At 70.7% G+C, this 18,666-nt stretch carries 18 protein-coding genes and 1 riboswitch; of the genes, 4 read left to right on the forward strand and 14 right to left on the reverse strand.

Annotation, left to right across the window (positions count from 1 at the left end; translation table 11 throughout):
* The first annotated feature begins 139 nt into the window (after nucleotides 1-139).
* Nucleotides 140-1,300 (forward strand): S1 family peptidase, encoded by a 1,161-nt coding sequence (locus PH203_RS19380; RefSeq protein ID WP_289921406.1) that lies wholly within the window; start codon nucleotides 140-142, stop codon nucleotides 1,298-1,300.
* A 76-nt stretch (nucleotides 1,301-1,376) separates the two neighbouring features.
* Here the strand turns inward: PH203_RS19380 and PH203_RS19385 are convergent, their stop codons facing one another.
* Nucleotides 1,377-2,423, reverse strand: coding sequence for a LacI family DNA-binding transcriptional regulator (locus tag PH203_RS19385; RefSeq protein ID WP_289921407.1), 1,047 nt, complete (start codon nucleotides 2,421-2,423; stop codon nucleotides 1,377-1,379).
* Between the two features lie 146 nt (nucleotides 2,424-2,569).
* Between PH203_RS19385 and PH203_RS19390 the strand changes: the two genes are divergently transcribed.
* Nucleotides 2,570-3,625, forward strand: coding sequence for a cellulase family glycosylhydrolase (locus tag PH203_RS19390; protein WP_289921408.1), 1,056 nt, complete (start codon nucleotides 2,570-2,572; stop codon nucleotides 3,623-3,625).
* Nucleotides 3,626-3,693: 68 nt separating this feature from the next.
* On the opposite strand, the gene PH203_RS19395 is transcribed toward PH203_RS19390, so the two are convergent.
* Complete coding sequence (locus tag PH203_RS19395) at nucleotides 3,694-4,167, reverse strand: carboxymuconolactone decarboxylase family protein (RefSeq protein ID WP_289921409.1); 474 nt, start codon at nucleotides 4,165-4,167, stop codon at nucleotides 3,694-3,696.
* Between the two features lie 180 nt (nucleotides 4,168-4,347).
* Complete coding sequence (locus PH203_RS19400; protein ID WP_289921411.1) at nucleotides 4,348-4,866, reverse strand: CGNR zinc finger domain-containing protein; 519 nt, start codon at nucleotides 4,864-4,866, stop codon at nucleotides 4,348-4,350.
* Between the two features lie 26 nt (nucleotides 4,867-4,892).
* On the opposite strand from PH203_RS19400, the gene PH203_RS19405 reads away from it, so the two are divergent.
* On the forward strand, nucleotides 4,893-5,399 hold the full coding sequence (locus PH203_RS19405; RefSeq protein ID WP_289921412.1) for a GNAT family N-acetyltransferase: 507 nt from the start codon (nucleotides 4,893-4,895) through the stop codon (nucleotides 5,397-5,399).
* 24 nt (nucleotides 5,400-5,423) lie between these two features.
* Here PH203_RS19405 and PH203_RS19410 read toward each other — a convergent pair whose 3' ends face one another.
* From PH203_RS19410 to PH203_RS19420, 3 genes are read right to left on the reverse strand one after another with little or no spacing between them, the layout of a single operon-like run.
* The gene (locus tag PH203_RS19410; RefSeq protein WP_289921413.1) at nucleotides 5,424-6,407 is read right to left on the reverse strand and encodes an ABC transporter substrate-binding protein; all 984 of its coding nucleotides are present in this window, start codon (nucleotides 6,405-6,407) and stop codon (nucleotides 5,424-5,426) included.
* Between the two features lie 8 nt (nucleotides 6,408-6,415).
* The gene (locus PH203_RS19415; protein ID WP_289921414.1) at nucleotides 6,416-7,180 is read right to left on the reverse strand and encodes an ABC transporter ATP-binding protein; all 765 of its coding nucleotides are present in this window, start codon (nucleotides 7,178-7,180) and stop codon (nucleotides 6,416-6,418) included.
* A 2-nt stretch (nucleotides 7,181-7,182) separates the two neighbouring features.
* Nucleotides 7,183-8,184 carry an iron ABC transporter permease gene (locus tag PH203_RS19420; protein ID WP_289921415.1) on the reverse strand — a complete coding sequence of 334 codons (1,002 nt, stop codon included), beginning with the start codon at nucleotides 8,182-8,184 and terminating at the stop codon, nucleotides 7,183-7,185.
* 181 nt (nucleotides 8,185-8,365) lie between these two features.
* A riboswitch (cobalamin riboswitch) is annotated at nucleotides 8,366-8,440 on the reverse strand.
* Nucleotides 8,441-8,564: 124 nt separating this feature from the next.
* Between PH203_RS19420 and PH203_RS19425 the strand changes: the two genes are divergently transcribed.
* The gene (locus PH203_RS19425; RefSeq protein WP_354671252.1) at nucleotides 8,565-9,578 is read left to right on the forward strand and encodes a serine/threonine-protein kinase; all 1,014 of its coding nucleotides are present in this window, start codon (nucleotides 8,565-8,567) and stop codon (nucleotides 9,576-9,578) included.
* 20 nt (nucleotides 9,579-9,598) lie between these two features.
* Here the strand turns inward: PH203_RS19425 and PH203_RS19430 are convergent, their stop codons facing one another.
* From PH203_RS19430 to PH203_RS19465, 8 genes are all read right to left on the reverse strand, one after another.
* Entirely contained in the window at nucleotides 9,599-10,642 is a 1,044-nt protein-coding gene (locus tag PH203_RS19430) for an acyltransferase family protein (RefSeq protein ID WP_289921878.1), read from the reverse strand.
* 193 nt (nucleotides 10,643-10,835) lie between these two features.
* Nucleotides 10,836-11,522, reverse strand: a complete 687-nt coding sequence (locus tag PH203_RS19435) for a response regulator transcription factor (protein ID WP_289921416.1) — start codon at nucleotides 11,520-11,522, stop codon at nucleotides 10,836-10,838.
* Between the two features lie 102 nt (nucleotides 11,523-11,624).
* Nucleotides 11,625-12,788 (reverse strand): acyl-CoA dehydrogenase family protein, encoded by a 1,164-nt coding sequence (locus tag PH203_RS19440; protein WP_289921417.1) that lies wholly within the window; start codon nucleotides 12,786-12,788, stop codon nucleotides 11,625-11,627.
* Between the two features lie 92 nt (nucleotides 12,789-12,880).
* Nucleotides 12,881-13,831: an oligopeptide/dipeptide ABC transporter ATP-binding protein gene (locus tag PH203_RS19445; RefSeq protein ID WP_289921879.1), complete on the reverse strand. Its 951-nt coding sequence runs from the start codon at nucleotides 13,829-13,831 to the stop codon at nucleotides 12,881-12,883.
* Nucleotides 13,832-13,908: 77 nt separating this feature from the next.
* The gene (locus PH203_RS19450; RefSeq protein ID WP_289921418.1) at nucleotides 13,909-14,949 is read right to left on the reverse strand and encodes an ABC transporter ATP-binding protein; all 1,041 of its coding nucleotides are present in this window, start codon (nucleotides 14,947-14,949) and stop codon (nucleotides 13,909-13,911) included.
* Nucleotides 14,942-15,910, reverse strand: a complete 969-nt coding sequence (locus tag PH203_RS19455) for an ABC transporter permease (RefSeq protein WP_289921419.1) — start codon at nucleotides 15,908-15,910, stop codon at nucleotides 14,942-14,944. The genes PH203_RS19450 and PH203_RS19455 overlap by 8 nt, the downstream gene beginning before the upstream one ends.
* A gap of 5 nt (nucleotides 15,911-15,915) precedes the next feature.
* On the reverse strand, nucleotides 15,916-16,941 hold the full coding sequence (locus tag PH203_RS19460) for an ABC transporter permease (protein WP_289921420.1): 1,026 nt from the start codon (nucleotides 16,939-16,941) through the stop codon (nucleotides 15,916-15,918).
* A complete protein-coding gene (locus tag PH203_RS19465; protein ID WP_289921421.1) occupies nucleotides 16,929-18,659 on the reverse strand; it encodes an ABC transporter substrate-binding protein in 1,731 nt (576 codons plus the stop codon). Before PH203_RS19465 ends, PH203_RS19460 begins: the two co-directional genes overlap by 13 nt.
* Nucleotides 18,660-18,666 lie beyond the last annotated feature (7 nt).

Consider the following 18,666-nt stretch of genomic DNA (forward strand, 5'->3'; position numbering starts at 1 on the left):
GAATGGCGACTTATTGGTATGGACCTGTTCAAGGTCAGCCGCTAGGATCTGCCGCGCCACACCACTGAGAGCGCTCTCACCACTCAGCTGTTCCTGCTGTTCCACCCCCACTCCGATGGAACGACGAAGGACAACCTCCATGAGACGCACCAGATTCACGCATGCCGCCCTGGCCGCACTGCTCACACTCGGCGCCGGTCTCACCGCGAGCACCAGCCCCGCCTCCGCCTCCGACTCCGAGACCCCTGCCTCCGAGGCCCCTGCCTCCGCCGGACTCCTCACCGCCATGCAGCGCGACCTCGGCCTCTCGAAGACCGAGGCCGAGGCACGGCTCGCCGCCGAACAGCGGGCCACCGCCCTGGAGCCCAAGGCCCGCCGGGCCGCGGGGAGTTCCCTGGGCGGCACCTGGTTCGACGCCACCACCGGCGAACTGACCGTCGGTCTCACCCCCGCCGCCACCTCGAAGACCCTCCGGGACGTCCGGGCCACGGGCGCCGCCGTCCGCACCGTCACGCACAGCGCACGCCAACTGGCCGCCACCCAGGCCCGGCTGGACGAACTCTCCGCACCGGCCGGCGTCAGCAGCTGGCACGTGGACCCCCAAAAGAGCACGGTCGTCGTCGATGTCGTCGCGAGCGAACGAGCCGACAACGATGTCCGTCGGTTCGTGGCCCGGGCCCGCCAGGCAGGCCCCGTCACCGTCCGGCACGTCTCCGCCGCACCGCAGACCTTCGCCGCCGGGACCGTCGGCGGCGACCCCTACTACACCGGCAACGCCCGCTGCTCCATAGGCTTCTCGGTGTACGGCGGGTTCATCACCGCCGGGCACTGCGACCAGCGCGCCGGCGCCGTCTACGGCTGGGACCGCAGCTATGTCGGCAACTTCCAGGGCTCGTCGTTCCCGGACAACGACTACGCCTGGGTCAACGTGGGCAGCGGCTGGTGGACCGTACCGGTCGTGCTCGGCTGGGGCACCGTCTCCGACCAGCTGGTGCGGGGCTCGAACGTGGCCCCCGTCGGCTCCTCGATCTGTCGCTCGGGCTCGACCACCCACTGGCACTGCGGCACGGTCCTCGCGATGAACGAGACCGTCAACTACAGCCAGGGCGCCGTGCACCAGATGACCAAGACCAGCGTCTGCGCCGAACCCGGCGACTCCGGCGGCTCGTTCATCAGCGGCGACCAGGCACAGGGCGTCACCTCCGGCGGCTGGGGCAACTGTAGCAGCGGGGGCGAGACCTGGTTCCAGCCGGTCAACGAGATCCTCAACCGGTACGGCCTGACACTGCACACCGCCTGACCCCGTGGGGGCCCGGCGGCTCGGAGCCGGGCCCCCACGCGTGAGCGCCGGTGGTCGCCCCACGGCCGAGTGACAGTCAGCTCCGCGGCGGCGCGGTGCTCTCCCTGAGCGCCAGCCGGGTCGGGACCAGATCGGTGCCAGGGCGGGCCTCGCCAGGAGTGCGGATCTGCTGCAGCGCCTTCTGCACGCACCGGTGCCCCACCTCGGCGAAGTCCTGGTGGACGGTGGTCAGCGGCGGCACGAAGTAGGCGGCCTCGGGGATGTCGTCGAAGCCGACCACGCTGATGTCGTCGGGCACCCGGACCCCGCGCTCGTGGAAGGCCCGGAGCAGGCCCAGCGCCATCTGGTCGTTGGCCGCGAACACCGCGGTGCAGTCCGGCTCCTGCGCGAGCGCGAGCCCGGCCGCGTAGCCGGACTCGGCCGACCAGTCACCGTGCACCGGCGGCGGCACCGGACGTCCAGCCTCCTGGAGCACCGCACGCCAGGCCTGGGTCCGCCGCTGCCCGGAGAACGACGTCTGCGGCCCGGTCACATGCCACACGGTCCGATGCCCCAGGTCGAGCAGATGCCGTACGGCCTTCCGGGCGCCGTCCGCCTGGTCGGTGTCGACCACGGTGTAGCGGTCGCCGGCGTCGGAGTCGACGACCACGGCATGGACGCCGGGCGGGAGTTGGACGGTGCCGGTGTCGAGGAGATGGATCTCCATGATGACGATGACGGCGTCGACGGCCAGCTCGCCCATGCGCGTGAAGGCCCCGAGGACGTTGTCCTGCGTGGGGACGTCGATGGGGATGAGGGTGATCGCGTAGCCCTCGGCGGCGGCATGGGTGGCGATCGCCTCCACCGTACGGCTGTTGCCCGTGGAGGAGAGGCTGAAGAGGATCACGCCGATGGTGTTGAACTGGCCGTAACGCAGGGCGCGGGCCGCGCTGTTGGGGCGGTAGCCGAGCTCCCGCATCGCCGCGAGCACCTGCTCCCGGGTCGCGTCGATCACGCCGGGGTGCCCGTTGGAGACCCGCGAGACCGTCTGCGACGAGACGCCCGCCAGCTTGGCGACGTCGGCCATGGAGACACGCTGTTTGCGGCGCCCGCCGGGCACACCGGAGCCACCGCGTTCCACCATTGCTGTCTCCTTCGGTCGGCCGCAGATCCTCACCTGGTGCAACGGATGTTACGTGTGGGAAACCTTGACGGCCCCCTGGGTGGATGCCACGATTCCGGCGCCGTCATGTTTACGTAAACATGCAGTCGTCCTGGAAGGGTACGTCGATGCGCAAGACCCCTGTCAGCACCCGCCTCACCCCCCGACTGCGCGCAGGCCTGGCCGCGGTCGCGATCGCTGCCCTCACCGGCACGACCCTGGCGGGCAGCCCGGCCTCGGCCGCGGCCGGCACCGACACCACCCAGTTCAAGGGCGTCAACTGGGCCGACCCGCGCGACAACTTCGCCGACGACCTGCTCCAGCTCTCCGGCCTGTCGACCTCGGACTCCTACCGGGAGACGTACACCAGGTCGAGCCGGATCATCGCGGCGTTCCGCGCCAACCTCGGCGCCAACACCGTGCGGCTGCCGATCAACCCGTACACCGTCAACGGCTCGTACTGGAAGTCGTACCGCGGGGTCATCGACGCGGCGACCGCGCAGGGCTTCAAGGTCATCGTGTCCTACTGGGAGGGCACGGGGGAGCGCCGGGACGGCTTCATCGACGACACCGCGGCCTACTGGCCCATGTGGGACACCGTGGTGAAGACGTACAAGAACAACTCGAAGGTCTACTTCGAGCCGATGAACGAGCCGCACGGCTACACCGACACCGAGTGGGCCGACATCGCGGCGAAGTGGCTCGACACCTACCCGAAGGTGCCGCGCAACCGGGTCTTCGTCAGCGGCGCCGGCTACAACGACCACGTCACCACGGTCTGCGCCGACCCGCGCCTGAAGGGCACCTATCTGTCGCTGCACCACTACGGCTTCTGGAAGTCGTACGCCACCTACGACGAGTGGGTCGCCGACCTGAAGGTGCGCATCGGCGACTGTGCGAACCGGACCGTCGCGGACGAGTTCGGCGCCCCGATGACGACCGGCCTGAACTACAACGTGCCGGCCCCGGACGACAACTACGTCAACTTCATCCAGGCCGTGACGGACACCTTCCGCGAGCTGAAGATGGGCTCGGTGTACTGGCCGGGTCTGCGGACGGACGACACGTACTCGATCCAGAAGCTGACGGGTGACGCCGCCAGGCCGTGGCTCACGACCACCAACCAGTCCGGTGCGGACCGGCTCGCCTGGGCCTGGGGCCGCGGCAAGCCCGTGCAGGACTGATCCCTGACGCAGCCCGGTGGCCGCGGTGCGCTCGGGCACCGCGGCCACCGGCCGTCCGTCGGGGTCCCTCAGCCGAACATGCCCGGCTGGTAGTCGCCGGCGGGCTGCTGGACGATGACGTTGAAGCGGTTGTACATGTTGATCAGGGCGATGATGCCGATCAGTGCGGCGAGTTGCTCCTCGTCGTAGTGCTTGGCGGCGTTCGCCCAGACCTCGTCGCTCACACCACCGGCGGCGTCGGCGATCCGGGTGCCTTCCTCGGCCAGCTCCAGCGCGGCGCGCTCGGCGTCGGTGAAGACCTTGGCCTCCCGCCAGGCCGCGACCAGGTGGAGGCGCTCGTGGGTCTCCCCGGCGGCCACCGCGTCCTTGGTGTGCATGTCGGTGCAGAAACCACAGCCGTTGATCTGGCTGGCGCGGAGCTTGACCAGTTCCTGCACCGAGTGCGGCAGGGTGGAGTCGGAGATCGCCTTGCCCGCCGAGTTGACGTGGCGGAAGACCTTGGCGCCGAGGGGGCTCTCGAAGAGGTTGAGGCGAGCTTCCATGATGGGCTCCTGTGTCGTCGTGGTGCGTCGTAGTGGGTTACACAGCTATGACGGGACGACTCGCGGAGATGTGACACGGGCGCCTGTGACCTGGGTCACCGCCGCTTGGCGGTGGTGCCGCGGGCGACGAGGAGGAGCAGTACACCGCAGGATCGGACCCGACGACGCCGAGCCGGGGCTCTACGCGGTCCGCGCCCGATGGCGGCGGACCGCGTCGCGGTTGGCGCAGCGCGGGGAGCAGTACCGCTGCTTACCGGTGCGGGAGGTGTCGGCGAAGATCGTGGTGCACTCCGTCACGGCGCAGCGCCTGAGGCGGTGCATGCCGCGCCCCGTCAGATGCAGTGCGGTGCCGACGGCGATCAGCGAGGACAGGATGCCGCCCATCGGCTGGCCGTCGTCGCGGTAGTGCAGATGCCAGCCGCTGCCGACATGGTCGGTCATCCGCGGGTAGGCGGTGGCCGTGGCCAGCATCCGGTTGACCAGCTCGGCGCGCTCGTGCTCGTCGGTGGCGTCGACGACCTTCTCCCACGCGTCCAGCACGGCCAGCGAGCGCTCCAGGTCCTCGGGCGTCGCCGGGAGTTCCAGCGCCAGCCCGGCGGCATGGCAGCGGTCGGCGAGCTCCTCGGCGCTCGCCGGACGCCGGTTGGCCAGATCGGCGGCCAGATTCACGGCATCCTCGCCGTAAGGGTTGAGATGCATAAGGTCATTACATCAAGGTCGTGGTCATGGGACAACGCACAGCACTCAGGTCCGACGTACGACAGGCGGGCGAGTACGACCTGGTCGAGCTCCTACGGCTGCGGGCCATGCTCTTCGACCATCTCGGCGGCGACTTCTTCACCGCGGCCCCGGCGGACGACGGCTGGCTCGACGCCCTGGCCGTGGTGCTGAAGGAACAGCTCACGGCGGACGACGTACGCGTCCTCGTCGTGGACGGTGACAGTGACGGTGACGGCGGTGGCCTGGCCGCCTGCGGCATCGGCACGATCGAGCAACGGCTGCCCGGACCGCATCTCCACAACGGCCGGATCGGCCAGGTCCTCGGCGTCGTCACCGACCCCGCGCACCGGCGACGCGGACACAGCCGGGCGATCATGGAAGGGCTCCTCGACTGGTTCCGCGACCGTGAGGTCGCCCGCGTGGACCTCCACGCCTCCGCCGAGGGCGAACCGCTCTACCGCCAACTGGGGTTCGACGACCACCCCGACCCCGCCCTGTACTGGCGTCCGTGAGACACCACCCGCTGATCGGGCTGCTCAGCCGGCCGTCCGCAGATACGCCCCCAGCCGTGCGATCGCCGAAGGATTGCGCGGGCTCTCCACCAGGTCGACGTAGTCGAGGGTGAAGATCCGCTGGTGCCTGACGGCGGAGACGTTGCGGAGCGGGGCGTAGGAGAGGAGGAACTTCTTCTTCTGTTCCGCGCTCACGTCCCCGTAGTCGCAGATGACGATGACGTCGGGATCGCGCTCCACCACGCTCTCCCAGCCGACCGTCGTCCAGGAGTCCTGGACGTCGTGCATGACGTTGGTACCGCCGGCCTCGCTGATGATCTGGTCGGGGGCGGCGTAACGGCCGGAGGTGAAGGGCTGGTCCTGGCCGCTGTCGTAGAGGAAGACCGTGGGCCTGGTGGTGGGGGCCTTGGCATGCACCGTCGATATCTGCTTCTTGAAGTCGGCGATCAGGGCGGCCGCGCGCTTCTCGACGCCGAAGAGCTTCCCCAGGTTGGTGAGGTCGGTGTACAGCGCCTCCAGAGGCGGCATGATCCCGCGCGAGGTCTTCGTACGGCCGTTGCGGCAGGACTCGGTGAGGATGTACGACGGGACACCGAGCTTCTTCAAGGCGTCCGGGGTGAAGCCCGCGTCCTCACGGAAGCCGTAGTTCCAGCCGGCGAGGACGAGGTCGCCGCGGGCGTCGAGGACGTTCTCCTTGGTGAGCTGGTCCTTCGACAGCCACGTGACCTTGTCGTAGCCGCCCTTCCACGGGACGTCGCTCAGATCGCCCTTGTCGTCGGGCATCGCGAAGCCGGCCATACGGTCCTCCAGGCCGAGCGCGAACATCAGCTCGGTGATCCCGACGTCGTTGGTGACGACCCGTTCGGGAACCTTGTCGTAGGTGACCTTGCGACCGCAGTTGGTGAGGGTGACGGCGGTGGACTTCGCGTCCGTGGCCGACTCGACCGACGCACCGCATCCGGTGGCGGTGGCGGCGAGGCAGAGGGCGGCGGCGAGCAACTTGCGCATGAGGGTCCTCAGTCGGTGGGGAGAAGGTCGAAGAGAAGCTGGACGGCGCCGGTCTCCGGATGCCGTACGGGATGCGCGCGCACCCCGAACACCTCGGCCAGCAGCGCCGGTCGGAGCACGTCGTGCGGGGGACCGGAGGCGACCACCCGGCCGCCCGCGATCACGTACAGGACATCGCAGTGCGCGGCCGCCAGGTTGAGGTCGTGCAGCGCCGCGAGTACGGTCACGCCGCTGCCGCGCACCAGTGACAGCACGTCCAACTGGTGGGCGATGTCCAGGTGGTTGGTGGGTTCGTCGAGGACGAGCACCCGGGGTTGCTGGGCCAGCGCGCGGGCGATCAGCACGCGCTGTCTCTCGCCGCCGGACAGGGCGAGGAAGCCGCGGTCCGCCAGGTGCCCGACACCTGTGCGTGCCATGGCCTGCGCGCACAACTCCCGGTCCTGTGAAGCCGTACGGTCCCGGTGCGGCAGCCGCCCCATCCCGACCACCTCGGCGACCGTGAAGTCGAACTCCGCGGACGACTCCTGCGGCAGCGCCGCCAGCACCCGCGCGGTCTCCCGGGCCGGCATCGCGTGCACGTCGGCCCCGTCGAGCCGCACGACGCCTCCGGCCGGCCGCAGCGCGCGGTACACACAGCGCAGCAGTGTCGACTTGCCGCTCCCGTTCGGACCGACCAGCCCCACGAACGCCCCGGCGCCCACGGCGAGTCGGACCTCCTCGACGATCCGCGCCCCGCCGGCCTCGACCGTCACGTCCTCGATGTCCAGCCGCATCGTCAGCGCCCTCCGAACGCATAGCCGCCGCGCCGCATCAGCAGCAGAAACGCGGGCACACCCACCACGGCGGTGATCACCCCGACGGGCAGTTCGGCGGGCGCCAGCAGCAGCCGGGACAGCACGTCCGCCCACACCAGCAGCACCGCCCCGGCCGGCGGCGCCACCGCGAGCACCCGGCGATGGTCCGCGCCGACCAGCATCCGTACGACATGCGGCACCATCAGTCCGACGAACCCGATCGCCCCGCTGACCGCGACCACGGTCCCGGTCACGGCGGCGGTCACCAGGAACAACTCCCGGCGCAGCTGCGTCGGCCGGACACCCAGCGCGGCCGCGGTCTCGTCGCCCATGGCCAGGGCGTTCAGCGACTCCGCCCGCCACCGCAGCCACACCCACCCGGCCGTCACCGTCACCGCGACCAACGGCAGCTGCGCCCAGGTCGCTCCGCCCAGACTGCCCAGCAGCCACATCAGGGCCGACCGCGCCGCCTCGCCGCGCGCCGCGCCGAACACCATCACCGTGGTGACCGCCTCGAAGCCGTACGCCAGCGCTGTACCGGTGAGGACCAGCCGTAGCGGGGTGAGCCCGTGCGGGGACCTGGCCACGGCATACACCAGCACCATCGCCGCCAGCGCCGAGACGAACGCCGACACCGACAGCGCCCAGATGCCGAGCCCCGCGAACGCGCCCAGCAGGATCACCGCGTTGGCGCCGACCGCCGCGCCGGAGGAGATGCCGAGCACGAACGGGTCGGCGAGTGCGTTGCGGACCATCGCCTGCACGGCCACCCCGACGGCCGCGAGCCCCGCACCGACCACGGCACCGAGCACGACCCGGGGCAACCGGATCTCCCAGACGATGGTGTACGCGGCGACGTCCTCGGCGTGCACGGTCCCGCCGGTCGCCCCGGCCCACAGGAACCGGAAGACCTGCCCCCATCCGATCCCGGCCGCCCCCAGACCCACGCCGCCCACGAGGGACACCAGCAGAAGCAGCGTCATACCGGCCACCAAGGGCGGCAGGGGTATGCGGCTGGGCGTGGGACTTCGGCGCACGGTCGGGGCGGTCCTTCGCGTGGGGCCGCCTGACGGACGTCGGTCAAGGAGACAGCCCGTACGGCCGAAGGCCGCGCGGTCCCCTCTCGCAGTCCTCGGCGAGCAGTCAACGGGTCGCACCACCCACGGGCGATCGGGCTCACGCGAGACGAATTCGCGTACACCGTTGCGGGTCAGCGCCGGACTCTCACCGGACTTCCCCCGCGGGAGGCTCGGGGAGCGTAGCAAACGGGGGTGCCGTGCGGCCGACGGGGTAGGCGCAGTTGAGCTCCGACCGGTGTCGGGCGGTCCGTGCTGTCACCGGAGGAGCGGGGAGGTGAACACCCATGCGCATCGGGGGCCGGTACCGGCTGGGGGAGCGGGTCGGTCAGGGCGGCATGGGACGGGTGTGGCGGGCGCACGACGAGATGCTCGAACGGCCGGTCGCGGTCAAGGAGTTGTGGCTCGACGGGCCGGACGCCGACGAGGACCTGCGGACCCGCCGGGAGCGGGCTCTGCGCGAGGCCAGGGCGAGTGCGCGCATCGACCACCCGGGCGTGGTGCGCGTCTACGACGTGGCCGAGGAGGATGGCCGGCTGTGGATCGTCATGGAGCTGGTCGAGGCGCCCTCGCTGGAGCGGACCGTCACCGAGCAAGGCCCGCTGCGCGTGCGGGAGGTGGCCCGCATCGGACTCGCGCTCGCCGAGGCGCTGCGCCGGGTGCACGCCGCCGGGGTGCTGCACCGTGACGTCAAGCCGGGCAATGTGCTGCTCGGCCCCGGCCGGCGGGTCGTACTGACCGACTTCGGCATCGCCGCCCTCCAGGACGCCCAAGCGCTGACCAGGGGCGGTAGGGTGATCGGCTCCCCGGAGTACATGCCCCCGGAGCGCGTCACCGGCCGGGCCCCGGGCCCCGCCGCGGACTGGTGGTCGCTCGGCGCCACCCTCTGCACGGCCCTGACCGGCCGCTCCCCGTTCGCCCGGCCCACGGTCGCGGCAACGCTCTTCGCGGTGGTGTACGAGGAGCCCGAACTGCCCGGCGCCGACTGCCCGTTGACGCCCCTGCTGAGCAGGCTGCTCGCCAAGGACCCGGCGCTGCGGCCGGGGCCGGACGAGATCGTGGCGTTCCTTGGCGCGGTGGCCGCGCGGCCCGAGCCGGTGGAGGGGCCGGGGCGCGACACGGGCTCCCGGGTGCTCACGGCGCTGGTGCTGATCGCCGCGGCCGCCGTCGCCGTAGTGATGATCATCACGGCGATCCCGTCGGGCGGTGAGACCCGGCTGCCGGAGGTCACCCCGCCTCCGACGGTCGCGGGCACCTCCCGGCCCCCGAGCTCACCGCCCGCCACGACGTCGCCCCGCTGACCCGGCGCGCGCAAGGTCGCTCAGGCGCGCAGCGTGAGACCCTCCCGGCCCCTGTCCCCGCGGAAGGCCCAGCGCATGTCCGGTTCCATGGCGAACCGGAACACCCGCTGCACGGGCGGTGTGCACAACACGGTGACGATCACGGCCGCGGCGAGCGTGACGACGACCTCGCCGACCGGCTCGTACAGCCAGGCCGGGTCGTACCAGCCCCAGTACTTGGAGCCCTGCGCGACGAATCCGTGCAGCAGATAGCCGTACAGCGTGCCCGCGCCCAGCGCTGTGCACCACATCCGCCGGCCGGGCACCCAGGAGAGGAAGCAGGCGGCCAGGAGGGTCGAGCAGCAGAAGACGACCAGCGTCATGACCGGGCCGTACCAGGCGGGCGCGCCCAGTTCCTGGGCGCTGTCCCGGTGGTAGAACCAGGCACCGCTGATCCGCGGCACCGCCCAGTAGGCGAGGCCGAGCGCGACCACGAACACCGGCACTGCCGCGATCCGCACCTTCCAGCGGCGGATCAGCCGGAAGTGCTCCGGCCGCAGACACAGACCGAGCACGAAGTACGGCAGGAACTGCAGCGTGCGCTGTAGATCGAGGTCCTCGCCGATGGACGGGGTCACCGTCGCGAGCATGGCGACACCGAGCGCGATGGGCAGCGGCCACCGCACGGACCGCCACACGGGGGTGGTCAGCCGCCAGATGAACAACGCGGCCAGGAACCAGGTCAGATACAGCGGCTCCAGCAGACTGACCGGCCGGTCCGGCACTCCGTCGGTCCACCGGGTGTAGAAGGTGTACGCCGTCTCGAAGACCACGTACGGGACGGCGACCCCGGTCACCAGCCGCCTGAGCCGCTGCGGGCTGCCGTCGAAACTCCGGGAGAAGTAGCCGGCGATGACGATGAACGCCGGCATGTGGAAGGCGTACACGAACATGTAGAGCGCGGTGACGGCGCGGCTGCCGTCGCGCAGCGGTTCCCACGCGTGCCCCACCGCCACCAGCACGATCGCCAGATACTTGGCGTTGTCGAAGAAGGCGTCCCGCTGCCTGGCGGGGCTGGTCCGCAGCGCCGCGTCCGTGTCCCGCCCGGGTGCGAGATCCGTGGCCTGGCTCACCACACCGCCCCCTGCGCACCGCGCAGGAAGTCTGCCGATACGGGTGGTGCGGAAGCGGCTGCTGTGATGGCTAGCTGGGGCATCCCACGCGCCTGACCACTTCTCGGCGCGGCAAACCTGCCGGTTTCCCGGCGTGACGGGGCTCTCAGGCCGCGGGGCGCACCAGCCCGGACTCGTAGGCGAAGGTCACCGCCTGCACACGGGCGCGGGCGCCGATCTTGGCGAGGATATGGCTGACGTGGGACTTCACCGTGGTCGGGGCGATGGAGAGCTTCTCGGCGATCTCGGAGTTGGACCAGCCGGAGGCGACGGCGACCAGGACATCGCGTTCCCGGTCGGTGAAGGTGGCCGGCCGCACTCCGGACGGGGCGGTGAGCGCGGGCTGCAACTGGCGGACGGTGTCGATGAGGGCGCGGGTCAGATGGGGAGTGATGACGGAGTCCCCGGCGGCGACCACCCGGATGGCGGCGACCAGTTCGTCGGGGGTGGCGTCCTGCGGGAGGAAACCGCCGGCTCCGGCGCGCAGGGCTTCGTAGGCGGGTCCCTCGTCGCCGGTGGGGGTGAGGACCAGGACGCGCGCCGGACCGACGGGTTCCGCCGAGACGGCGAGGGCGGCGGGGCGGGTGATGCGCCGGATGATGCCGGCGCCCTCCGTCTCATGGAGGCGGCCGTCCAGCAGGACGACGTCCGGGCGCAGTACGGCCGACAGCCGTACCGCCTCGGCTCCGCTGCGGGCCTCACCGGCAACGGTCAGATCGGGTTCCCCGGCCAGCAGCATGCGCAGGCCGTGCCGTTGGAGGGACTGGTCGCTGGCGATGAGTACGGAGGTCATGCCGGCTCCTTCTAAACGAAACCGTTTCGTTCACCTTGACCTCAGAATACCCCCCGATCATCGAAACGAAGCCGTTCCTCTTGTGGCATCGATCACCTCTCCTCAGAGAAACGGAGTGCCCGCGTCCAGCCCCGACAGGACCCGGCCGTACAGCTCCAGATTGGTCGCGGGATTGACGAAGGAATGCAGGTTCAGCGCCTGCACATCGCGCAGCGCCCGCTGGACGGGAACCTCCCGGTGCAGGGAGGAGGCTCCGGAGGCGGAGGCGACCAGATCCACGGCCTCCTTGCACAGCCGCGCCACATAACCGGTCTGCGCGCGGATCCTCGCGCGCTCCTCGGTCGTGAACGGCTCACCGGCCTCGATCCGCGTCACGAAGTCCTTCGTCAGCAGCTCGGCGCACGAGACCTTCATCGCCGCCTCGGCCATCTGGAGATGCGTGACGGTGGCTTCGTTCTGCCGGTGGTGGAAGGTGTACGTGATGCCCCGCCGATGGATGCGCTCCGTGAACCCCGCCAGCGCTCCCCGGGCCACGCCGAGCGCGTGGGACGCCGTCCAGACACAGAACATCAGCAGGACCGGCATCCGGTAGAAGGGGTCCTCGGCGTTGGCCTTCGAGGGGAACTCGCCCGCCAGCAGCGGTCCGACGGGCAGCACCCGGTGCGCGGGCACGACGACGTCGCGCGCCACGACACTGTTGCTGCCGCTCCCGGCCAGCCCCGACACGTACCAGTCGTCGAGGACGTCCAGCTCGGCCATGGGCACGGCGGTCCACAGCACCTCGGGCGGCCCGTCGCCCGACTCGACCCGCGCGGTGAGCAGATGCCAGTCGGCGTCCTGGCAGCCGGTGGCGAACCCCGAGGTGCCGTTGACGACATAGCCCTCGTCCGTCACGACCGCCGTGGCGTCCGGGACGAGGGTGCCGCCGACCCGTACGTCGGGACCGGTGAAGATCTCGTCCTGCGCCTCGTCCGGGAAGAGCGCCGCGATGAAGGCGCAGCCGGCCTGGATGAGTGCCATGAACGCGGCCGAACCGCACGCGGCGGCGATCTCGGCCACCGTCTCCACCTGGGTGCGCAGCCCCGACTGGTAACCGCCGTACCGCCGGGGCACGTTCATCCGGTACACCCCGGCCTCCGTGAGCGCCGCGACGACCTCGCCCGTCACCCTCCGCTCCTCCTCGGCGCGCAGCGCGTGCGCCCCGATCAGCGGCTGGAGCGCACGGACGCGCTCGACGAGATCCGCGTCCGAACGAGGTGCTGGCATGGGCGGCCTCCGGGGAGTCTCGCGGGAACCATCACGGTTACGCGGATCGCATCCATCGTCAATGGCCGTTCACAGGACGGGAGTTGAGTGGCTCATTCCGTCAGGGGGTAGTGGCAGGCGGTGAGCCGGCCGGTGGCTGTCGCCGTGAGCTGCGGGCGTTCCTCGGCGCAGCGCGCACGGGCGTAGGGGCAGCGGGTGCGGAACGGGCAGCCCGACGGCTTGTCCACCGGGTTGGGCACCTCGCCGGTGAGGACGATGCGTTCGCGGGGCGGCGGACCGGTGCCGTCGTCGATGTCCGGGACCGCCGACAGCAGCGCCTGGGTGTAGGGATGGGCGGGAGAGCCGTACAGGGCTTCCGTCCCGGCGAGTTCGACGATCTCGCCCAGATACATGACGGCGATCCGGTCCGACACATGGCGGACCACACCCAGATCGTGCGCGATGAACACATAGGTGAGCCCGAACTCCTCCTGGAGATCGGCGAAGAGGTTCAGCACCTGCGCCTGGATCGACACGTCCAGGGCGGACACCGGCTCGTCGGCGACGATCAGCTTCGGATCGGTGGCCAACGCCCGCGCGATGCCGATGCGTTGCCGCTGACCGCCGGAGAACTCGTGCGGATACCGGTCCAGATGCGCCGCCGCAAGGCCCACGACGTCGAAGAGCTCGGCGACCCGGCGGCGGACCGCGCCCGCGTCGCCGTACCGGTGCACGAGAAGCGGCTCGGCGACGATGTCCCCGGCGCGGCGACGGGGGTTGAGCGAGGCCTGCGGGTCCTGGAAGACCAGCTGCATGCCGGGGCGCACGGGACGCAGCCGGCGCGCGGACAGCCCGGAGATGTCCCTGCCGTCGAACTCGACCTGCCCGCCGGTGAGCTCGGTGAGGCGGACCAGGCAGCGGCCCAGGGTGGACTTGCCGCAGCCCGACTCGCCGACGACGCCCAGCGTCTCACCGGTGCGCACCTCCAGCGAGACGCCGTCGACGGCGCGCAGCACCTTGCGGCCCAAGGGGTAGTGCTTGGTGACGTCCTTGGCGCGCAGCAGGACGTCACCCGTCCCCGAGACACCAGCGCGCGAGACTCCCGCCCCCGTGGCTCCCGCCCCCGCGATGTCCTGTGCGGTCACGATGCCGCCTCCGTGTCGGTGTCCGTCCTCGCCGTCAGCCGCAGTGCCGTCCGGCCGTCCGGGGGCAGCCAGCACGCGTCGCGATGGGTCTCGCCCGACAGCGCGGGCCGCTCCTCGCACCGCTCGTGCCGCAGCCGGCAGCGCGGCGCGAACGCGCACCCCGCCGGGACGGCACCGGGCGACACGGGCACCCCCGCGATGGTGGGCAGCCGCCGCAGCCGCGGTCCCCCTGTGCGCGGCACCGAGTCGAGCAGCCCCCAGGTGTACGGGTGCCGCGGGCCGTGGAACACCGCCCGGCGCGGACCCTCCTCCGCCGCCCGGCCGCCGTACATCACCAGGACCCGGTCGGCGATCTGCGAGACCACGCCCATGTCGTGCGTGATGAGCACCACCGCCGAGCCGCGGGTGTTCAACTCGCGCATCAGATCCAGGATCTGGGCCTGGACCGTGACGTCCAGCGCCGTCGTCGGCTCGTCGGCGATCAGCAGCGCGGGATCGCACGAGAGGGCCATCGCGATGACCACCCGCTGACGCATACCGCCGGAGAACTCGTGCGGATAGGCGTGCACCCGGGAGGCCGCGTCGGGGATGCCGACGTCGGACAGCAGCCGCACCGCGCGGGCCTGCGCCTCCTTGCGGGAGATCCGCTCGTGCGCCCTGAGCTGCTCGGCGATCTGCCAGCCCACGGTGTAGACGGGCGTCAGCGCGGTCATCGGGTCCTGGAAGACCATCGCGATCTCCCGGCCGCGCACCGCGCGCATCTCCTTGTCGGGCAGTGTGAGCAAGTCACGCCCACGGAAGCGGACTTCGCCCGTCACGGTCACGTTCGGGCTGGTAAGCAACCGCAGTACGGCCAGCATGGACACGCTCTTGCCGGAGCCCGACTCGCCCACCACGCCGAGGACCTCACCGGGCGCGACCGAGAAGGAGAGGCCGTCGACGGCGGTGACCGGGCCGGTGCGGGTGCGGAAGGAGACCCGTAGATCCCTTACGTCCAGCAGGGGTTCGGGGAGGGGTTCGGGAAGTGGCTCAGGCATGGCGGGCCCTCGGATCGAGTCGGGCGTACAGGATGTCCACCAGGGCGTTGGCGAGGACCACGAAGAACGCCGCGTACAGGACGGTGCCCATGATCACGGGCAGGTCCAGGTTCTGCAGGGCGTCGTAGGTGAGCTTGCCGATGCCGGGCAGGCCGAAGACCACCTCGGTGAGCAGGGCGGCGCCGCCGACCAGGGCGCCGAAGTCCAGGCCGAACAGCGACACGATCGGGATGAGCGAGCAGCGCAGGGCGTGCCGGACCAGGATCCGGCGCTCGGACAGACCCTTGGCGCGGGCCGTGCGGACATAGTCCTCGCTCAGCGCGCCGACGACCTCGCCGCGCAGGAGACGGGCGTAGATCCCGGCGTACAGCAGGGCCAGGGTCAGCCAGGGGAAGAGCAGATGCAGGGCCCACTGGCCGGGGTCATGGCTCAGATCGACGTATCCGGGCGGTGGCACCCAGGAGAACACCGAGTCGTGCAGCTGCTTCTGGGTGATGAGGTTGACGACCTCGCCGAGCCAGTAGGCCGGCAGCGAGACGCCCACGACGCCGACCAGCATGATCAGCGGGTCGGCGGCCCTGCCGCGCAGGGTCGCGGCGGCCGTGCCCATGAGGATGCCGGCCGTCATCCAGATCAGCGCGGCACCGATCACCAGCGACAGGGTCACCGGGGTGGCCTGCACGATCTGCGGGATGACGCGGGAGCCGCGGTTGACGAAGGACTCCAGGTCCCGGTCGATCAGCAGATGGCGCGTCATCAGCAGATAGCGGACCGGTATCGGCCGGTCGAGCCCGAAGGAGTGCCGGACCTGGGCGAGGGTGGCCGGGTCGGCGTTGCGGCCCGCGATGCGGGCGGCCGGGTCGACCCCCGGCGTGGCGAAGAAGATCAGGAACACCAGCACACTGATCGCGAACATCACCAGCAGGGCCGAGGCGAACCGCTTGAGGGCGAACTGGAGCATCCCGTTCACACCCCTCCGCGCAGCCGGGCGCCCGGGTCGAGGGCGTCTCGCACGCCGTCGCCGAGGACGTTGAGGGCCGCCGTGGTGAGGGCGATGAGCAGGCCCGGGGCGATGGTGACCGTCGGCCGTGTGTAGAGGAGTCCGAGGCCGTCCTGGACGATCGTGCCCCAGCTGGCGTCGGGCGGCTGCACACCGACCGACAGGAAGGACAGCGCCGACTCGGTGAGCATGGCCAGCGCGGTCATCAGCGGGACGAAGACGATCGCGGTCGGTACGACGTTCGGCAGCACCTCGCGGCGCAGGATGCGCAGAGTGGGGGCGCCGGAGCCGACGGCCGCGTGGATGAACTCCTTGTTGCGCAGCACCAGGACCTGACCGCGCAACGGACGGGCCACGTACGGCACATAGATCGCCGCGATGATGGTCACGGGCAGCCAGAGGCTCCCCGCCTCGACCGTGAGCGGGCCCAGCTTCAGCCCGTTGGTCAGCAGGACCACCGACAGACAGATGGCCAGCAGATACACCGGGAACGCCCAGATCACGTCCAGGACCCGGGAGATGACCGAGTCCACGACACCTCCCGCATACCCCGCGACGACTCCTACGGCTGTCCCCAGCACGCACGTCAGCAGGGCCGCCGTGACGCCGATGAACAGGCTCGTACGGCCGCCGTAGAGCAGCCGGGCCATCACGTCGCGCCCCTGGTTGTCCGCGCCGAGGAAGTAGTGCGCGGGGTCCCAGGTCGGGCCGATCGGGGTGACGCCGAGGCCGAGGCCGGTGCTGCTCGGGGTGAGCACCGGCACGGCCTTGCCGTCGACGACCGTGGTGCCGGAGACATGGGACTGGAAGGGGTCGGTGTGGGCGATGTGGTCCGCGTAGAGCGGGGCGGCGAGGCTCGCCAGCACCACGAGCAGCAGGACCGCGGCGGCGGCCAGCGCCGGCTTGTTGCGCAGCAGGTCGGAAGCGGCCGTCCGCCAGGGACCCGGCGAACGCCGGGCCCCTGGCGCCGGGGGCGGGATCACTTGACCCACAGCTGCCCCACCAGCATGTAGAACTGCTTGCTGAACTGGTAGTTGCCTACCCGCGTCGAGGTGAAGTCCACGATCTTCGGGTTGATCAGCGGCACCACCGGGGACTCGGCCATGATCGCCTGATCGATGGCGCCCCACTGCTTGTCCGCGCCCTGGGGGTCGCCCTGGGCCGTCTTCAGCGCCGTCTGCATCCTGGCGTCGATGCCCTTGTCACAGAACCCGGAGATGTTGATGCTGGAGTCGCTGCCCGGGTGGAAACTGGCGCAGGACAACAGCACGTTGAGGAAGTCCGAGGCCGCCGGATAGTCCTGGTACCAGGACGTCAGCGCCAGCTGCACCTTGTTCTTGGTGTTCTGGATGTAGGTGAACTGGATGTTCGCCGACAGCGGCTTCAGCGTCGCCTTGTACCCGAGCTGGGTGAGCAGGCTCTGCAGATACTGCCCGATCGACTTGTTGACGTCGTCGTCCTGGACGACGATGCCGACCTCCTGCCCCGCGGTACCGGACTGCTTCACCAGCTCCTTGGCCTTGGCCAGGTCCGGAGCCTTCCAGGTGGTGGTGCCGCCCTTGGTGTAGTCGCAGGAGTCGACGTGCCCGGGGAAGCCCGGCGGCAGGATCGTGCACGCGGGGGAGGCGAGGTTGGTGCCGCCGTAGAGCCGGACCACGGCCGCCCGGTCGACGGCGTAGTTGACGGCCTGCCGCGCCAGCTTGTTGTCGAACGGCGCCATGTTGACGTTCAGCGTCGCGTACCAGAACGCGGTCAGCGGGTTCACATGCGCCTGCGAGGCGTACTTCGTGCCGATCTCGTTCAGCCGGTCGGCGGGCGGCGGGTCGTACATCCAGTCCGCCTGGCCGTTCTGGATGGCGGTGACCTCGGACTCCACGGTCTGTCCGAAGGTGTAGTCGATGACATCGGGGTAGCCCTGCGGCCCCGCCTCCCGCGACCACTCCTTGAAGTGCGGGTTGCGCACCAGCTTCAGCGCCCGGTTCGGGTCGTAGGAGGCGGCCATGTACGGGCCGGTCGTCGGGAGCGGCTTGGTGCCGGAGTCCTTGGCGGGCGAGCCCTTCGGTACGACGACGGCGTGCGGGACGGACAGCTTGTACTCGAACTCCGGGTCCGCCGCGGTGAGGTTGATGGTGACCGTGCTGGTCTTCGCGTCACCGATCACGCCCTTGGCCAGGGTGCAGGAGGCGGGCTTCTTCAGGCAGGCGTCGGCTCCCACGATGCCGTTGTAGAAGGTGCCGGCGGTGGGGCTGGAGACCTTGAAGATGCGCTGGAAGGACGCCACCACGTCGTCCGTGGTCACCGCCTTGCCGTCGGAGAAGGAGATGCCCTTGCGCAGGGTGAAGGTGTAGGTCTTGCCGCCGTTGGTCACCTTCGGCAGCGAGGTGGCCAGGTCGGGGACGACGGTGAAGGACTGCTGCCCGCCGACCTTCTTGAAGGCCAGCAGGCCGTCGTACATCGACTGGTACAACTGCCAGTACTGGAGCGTGTAGTTGACCTGCGGATCGAAGGTGCCCGCGGCGGCGTGGGCGACGAGCTTCAGGGTGCCGCCCTGGTGCTGCGGCTGGAAGGCGGTGGAGGCGGAGCCGGAGCCGGAGGAGGAGCCGCTCGGGTCCGAGGAGGAGCCCGAGTCGGAGGAGGAACAGGCGGTGGCGGTGAGTGCGAGGGCGACGGTGGCGGCGGCCAGCGCGCCCCGTCCGGCGATGAGGGCCATGGCGGAC

It is taken from the genome of Streptomyces sp. S.PB5 (assembly GCF_030403745.1).
Classification (GTDB): Bacteria; Actinomycetota; Actinomycetes; order Streptomycetales; family Streptomycetaceae; genus Streptomyces.